Annotated in this window: 6 protein-coding genes and 1 pseudogene; 1 reads left to right on the top strand and 6 read right to left on the bottom strand. The window is 29.9% G+C overall.

Annotated features, from left to right (window positions below):
• From BMX03_RS10875 to BMX03_RS11075, 6 genes and pseudogenes are all read right to left on the bottom strand, one after another.
• The coding region (locus BMX03_RS10875) for a GntR family transcriptional regulator (RefSeq protein ID WP_255361499.1) at window positions 1-386 on the bottom strand (386 nt) is incomplete at its 3' end.
• Between the two features lie 22 nt (window positions 387-408).
• A complete protein-coding gene (gene mfd, locus BMX03_RS10870) occupies window positions 409-3,738 on the bottom strand; it encodes a transcription-repair coupling factor (protein WP_091695379.1) in 3,330 nt (1,109 codons plus the stop codon).
• A gap of 254 nt (window positions 3,739-3,992) precedes the next feature.
• Entirely contained in the window at window positions 3,993-4,337 is a 345-nt protein-coding gene (locus BMX03_RS10865) for a hypothetical protein (protein WP_091695377.1), read from the bottom strand.
• Window positions 4,338-4,415: 78 nt separating this feature from the next.
• The gene (locus BMX03_RS11490) at window positions 4,416-4,814 is read right to left on the bottom strand and encodes a LuxR C-terminal-related transcriptional regulator (RefSeq protein WP_255361498.1); all 399 of its coding nucleotides are present in this window, start codon (window positions 4,812-4,814) and stop codon (window positions 4,416-4,418) included.
• Between the two features lie 21 nt (window positions 4,815-4,835).
• Window positions 4,836-4,970: pseudogene (locus tag BMX03_RS11485) on the bottom strand (response regulator transcription factor); the annotation flags it as partial.
• Window positions 4,971-4,985: 15 nt separating this feature from the next.
• Complete coding sequence (locus tag BMX03_RS11075) at window positions 4,986-5,336, bottom strand: sensor histidine kinase (RefSeq protein ID WP_022228421.1); 351 nt, start codon at window positions 5,334-5,336, stop codon at window positions 4,986-4,988.
• Between the two features lie 115 nt (window positions 5,337-5,451).
• On the opposite strand from BMX03_RS11075, the gene tnpA reads away from it, so the two are divergent.
• Window positions 5,452-5,646: IS200/IS605 family transposase (tnpA, locus tag BMX03_RS10855; RefSeq protein ID WP_143052106.1), on the top strand; the 195-nt coding region annotated here is incomplete at its 3' end.

Here is a 5,646-nt window from a genome sequence, read left to right as displayed (position 1 = left end):
AAGAATCCCCTGCCTTTAGGCATGGGGAGTATGTCAAGTACACGTTCTATATACCAAACTTTAGTACCACTTTTTAACATCAATAATTTTTTTATTTCTTCATCTGGCTCAATACATTCACAAGTATGCACGATAGTTTCAACTTTGCCTTTTATATCACTTGCAATTTCTTTAAAACTAGTAAGCCCTGATACTGGAAAATTAAATCTATTGATATCTAATACAATTGAACTTTTTCCCTGTGATTTTTGAATATATCCATTTTGAGATAATAATAATAATGCTTTTCTAATTGTATCTCGTGAAGCTTGATATTTATTTTGTAAATCAAACTCACTAGGCAATTTTTCTCCAGCTTTAATTTTATTATTTTCAATCAAAGCCAATAAATCATGATAAATACTTTCATTATTTTTTCTCCTCTTTTTTAAGAGTCATCTTCTGTAATTTTTCACCTGTTAAAACTTTTACTACTTTTAAACATAAATTTATTATATGCTTTTTATTTATTGGCGTAATTTTTATCTGTATCGTATTTTGTTTTGGCACAAATTTTAATAGATTATCAAATTGCTTTTTCGCTAAAAGCATATTTTCTGGCTCTATATTTGGTGCTTTATCAAAACATATTTCCACAAAAGCAGGTTTTTCAATAATAGATTTTATTTTTAATTTACGAGCATAATTTTTCAAGCGTGCTGCTTGCATTATTTTCTTTACAGGTTCAGTCAATGCACCAAAACGGTCGATTAATTCTTCCTCTAATTGGTCTGCATGTTCGTCTGTTCGTATCGCTGCAATACGTTGATAAATTTCAATCTTATTAGTGGCATCATTTATATATTCTCCATCTAAATAAGCATCTTCTTTCAATTCAATTATCGGTTCTACTACTTTTTCTGGCTCTTTACCTGTTTGCAATGTTTCTACTGCTTCTTCTAATAGACGACAATACATCTCAAAACCTACACTAGAAATATGACCATGTTGTTGAGACCCCAATAAATCACCAGCACCGCGAATTTCTAAATCTCGCATAGCGATTTTAAATCCAGAACCTAATTGAGCAAATTCTTTTATCGCCTGTAATCTCTTTTCTGCCATTTCAGATAAGATTTTATCTTTCTGATAAATAAAATATGCAAAAGCCATTTGTTTAGAACGACCTACACGACCTCGCATCTGATAGAGCTGAGATAGACCGAAATAATCTGCATCATAAATAATTATAGTATTGGCATTTGATACATCTAAACCATTTTCAATAATGCTTGTAGCCAATAAGATATCGTATTTTCCTTCATAAAAATTGAGCATAGCTCTTTCTAATTCTTCTTCACTCATCTGCCCATGAGCTATCCCTATTTTTACATCAGGAAGCATAGATAATAAATGCAAATACATCTTATCTATAGTTTCTACTCTATTGTAAATAAAATATACCTGACCACCACGGCGAATTTCACGCTTAATAGCGTCTTTGATAATCATATCATTATTTTCAATTACATAAGTCTGCACAGGGAAACGCTCTTGCGGTGGTGTTTCGATAACAGACATATCTCTAGCACCTACAAGAGACATATGCAGTGTACGTGGTATAGGTGTTGCACTCAAAGATAATACATCGATATTTTTACTTATGCGTTTTATTTTTTCTTTTTGTTTTACGCCAAAACGCTGTTCTTCATCAACAATCAATAAACCTAAATCTTTAAATTTTACTTTCTTCTCATTTAAAATAGCATGAGTACCAATCAAAATATCAATTTGACCTGTTGCCAAATCTTCTAAAACTTTCTTTTGTTCTTTTGGGCTATTAAATCTACAAATAATACCGATTTTCGGTCCAAAATCATTAAAACGATTGCTAAAAGTCTGATAATGTTGTTGCACTAATACAGTAGTCGGCACTAATACAGCAACTTGTTTATTGCTCATTACAGCTTTAAAAGCAGCTCTAATGGCTACTTCTGTTTTACCAAAGCCTACATCACCGCATAAAAGTCTATCCATAGGAACAGGTTTTTCCATATCAGCTTTTATCTCTGCTATCGCTTTTAATTGGTCAGGTGTTTCTTCATAAGGAAAAGCATCTTCAAATTCTTTTTGCCATGGCGTATCTGGAGCAAATGCAAAACCTTTACCATTTTTACGTTCTGCATAGAGATTGATTAAATCTTTAGCAATATTTTCTACAGAAGCTTTTGCTTTTGCCTTTGCTTTTTTCCATGCTGTACCATTCATCTTAGATAAACGAGGTACATCACCTTCAGAGCCAATATATTTTTGGATTAAATGCACTTGATCTGTTGGCACGAATAATTTATCTGTACCGCTGTATTTTATATGTAAATAATCACGATGAACATTGCCTATTGTCAATGTTTCCACACCTAGATATTTACCAATACCATGATTTACATGTACAACATAATCGCCAATATTTATATCTCTAAAATGAGCTATTTTATCATTTTTATTTTTACCCGATTGACGTGGTCTTAACTTTTTCTTTTGACGACCTAATATATCTTTTTCTGTGATTACCACCAATCGAGATTGAGGGAATTCAAAACCATTTAAAAGTGAACCTACGATAAATGTAACTCTATCTTTGGATAATTCTTTTGGCTCACTTTCTCGTGATACAGGTATTTTTTGTTGCTCTAATACATCTTGTAAATATGCTATTTTTGTCTTATCGCCCAAACAAATCAATATTTCATTTTTTTGTTCTAGCCAATTTTTAATTTCTTCACCTAATAAATGCATCTGCTTTTGAAAAGGTGCTGTAGATTTTACTGCTACACTGATGAGCTGTTCTGGCTCTGTATCTGCTATTCGTTGCATCATCAAAGACATATAAATAATATTATGCTTTTTTGCAGAAGTTAAAATATAATTCCAGTCATAGACAAATTCTTTTATCTCAGGATTTTCTTTTATACTGCCTTCAACAGCTTCTTTTAAATGTAGTGGTTCATCTAAAATTACATTACAATCTTTATTTAAATAAGATAAAAATATAGCTGGTGAACCTGTATCGTCCATTTGCATCAATGGCAAGATTTCACATTTAGCTATATTGCGCAAAGAACGTTGACTATCTATAGCAAATTCACGTATGGACTCTATTTCACTGTCAAAAAACTCAATACGTATAGGCGTATCTGAATTTATAGGATAAATATCTATAATTCCACCGCGAGCGCTGAATTGCCCTATTTGTTCGACTTTATCTACACGTTCATAACCTAAAGATACTAATTGTTCTAAAATTTTATCATGTTCGTATTCTTTATTGAGTTCTATTTGCACACTAGAATTTTCAAAATCCTGACGAGACATGTCTTTTTGCATAGCAGCATTTGTAGTCGCTAAAATAATGACAGGCTCTTTTCTCGTGAGCATTCCCAAAATTTTCATTCTTTTAGCTTTTAATTCTAAGCTTTTTGCTGTAGCACTTACAGACATGACATCTAATGCTGGCAATTCCCAAATATATGCTTCTGGCAATAATGAAGAAAAATCATTGTACCATTCTTCTACACCATCTTGATTATGTGTAATAATAATTGTCGTTTTAGGATTTTGTTTATATGCATTAGCAATAACTATATGTTTTTGTGTACCTGCTAAGCCATAAATATAATTTTGACCATAATTTTGATTAAAACATTCATTTATCTTAGTTAAAGTTACCTCTTTAGCTAATGCAGGAAAGAGTATATTCATTCATTTATCAACCTTTTCTCTATTGACTATTTTAGATACGATAAAGGGGACTGTACAATATTGTACAGTCCTCAATAAAACATAATATTCAACTTATAAATATATTACTATATTTACACTTCATTGTATATAGTAATGCAAATATTACAATTGTCTATTTTCTCAAACATCTAACTAAAATAACTAAAAGATATTTATAAAAAAAGTGTATAAGCATAAAAACTTATACACTTGATAAAAAATCCCTAAAATTACTAATTTGAAGCATTTTTCTGTTTTATACCTATTAAAACAGAAAAAATAGAAAACATTATAAACATAAAACCATAGACAAAAACAATTTTATGATTTGTAAAATTAAACAAACCTAAAAAACCTGCTAAAGCATAAAAAACAGCACTTATAAAAGCTCCGCTATAAGCATCTTTTGTATTTATACAGATTAAAGCAGCAATCAACGCCACAAAAGAAATCATTATCCCTATATTACCTATACCATTACTACTTTTTACTGTGGCATAAGCTCCACATGATTGAAAAACCACAAATACAAAAAGCATAATCGTAACTATACCTATAATTAATCGTATATCTTTCAAAAAAATTCGCCTCTTTTAATTCTTATCACTAAAATAATCTAAAATCACTACATTTGCCCTAAAATAAATTCAAAAAAATCAATACTTATCTAAAATATTATTCTTTAAAGCATAATTCACTAAATCTGAATTCTGTTTGCAGTTCAGCTTAGTCATTATTCGCGTTTTATATGTTGAAATAGTTTTTACAGATAAACATAATTTTTGTGCTATATCCGATAAAGAATATCCTCTAACTATATAATTTAAAACCTCTTCTTCACGTGAAGATAAGCTTTCTTTTTTCGGTGGGATATACATCAAACTATCTAATAAACTATTTGCATCATTTTCTGCTAAATAACGTCTTCCTTCAGCTAAAGTTCTTAATGCTTTAAACAATTCTGTATCTAATGTATCTTTGCGTAAATAACCTTTTGCACCTAAAAGCATAACTTCTTTGATATATTGTTGCTCATTGTGCATAGTCAATACCAATACATTTATACTAGAAATACTCTATCTTTTATTTAATTCATGTAGGCAATCAAGCCCACTCATAACAGGCATAGATAAATCCAATAAGATAACATCTACTTCTAAGCCATCATCTAGTAAAGATAAAACTTCTTTTCCATTAGAAGCTTCTGCTACTACCTTGAAATCTTTCTAAGTAGAAAGTAATAACTTTAAACCAGTTCTCAATATACTATGATCGTCTGCTAATAAAATTTTTAAAGTTCTACTCATAATCAAAATCCCTCTTGTTGGTATATTTTCTACAGGTATCACAATTTTTATTATTGTACCTTCATTCATTTTAGAAATTATTTCAAATTCATCTTGTAATAATTCTATGCGTTTTTGCATACTTCTAAGACCTAAATGATGATTTAATTTTGCTCTTTTTGCCGTTTCTTCATTAAAACCAATACCATCATCAATAATTTCTAAATCTATCTTTGTCTTTGTATAAATAATTTTTACCGTTGCCTGTGTTGTTTGTGCATGTTTTACCAAATGCGAGCGTAAAGCCCCTAAATTTATTTATGGGGACATAAGCTCGCTAAAAAACAATGATTCGATATCATTGTTTTTTATTGTATTATATTTTTAATAGTTATATAATACTTTTATGAAATATAAATCAAATAATAATATAGTATATTCTTGTAAATATCATGTAGTATTTTGTCCTAAATATCGTAGAAAAGTGTTGAACAATGGTGTTGATGAACGATTAAAGGAGTTGATTAATAATATTTGTCAGGAGCTTCACGTCGATTTAATCGAGATGGAAGTAAAGCCAGACCATGTTCATTTGCTTTTA

It is taken from the genome of Megamonas sp. Calf98-2 (genome assembly GCF_900110235.1).
In the GTDB taxonomy this organism is placed as follows: domain Bacteria; phylum Bacillota; class Negativicutes; order Selenomonadales; family Selenomonadaceae; genus Megamonas; species Megamonas funiformis.
Note: the sequence above shows the minus strand (reverse complement) of the source record. Positions and strands in the feature narration are given on the sequence as shown.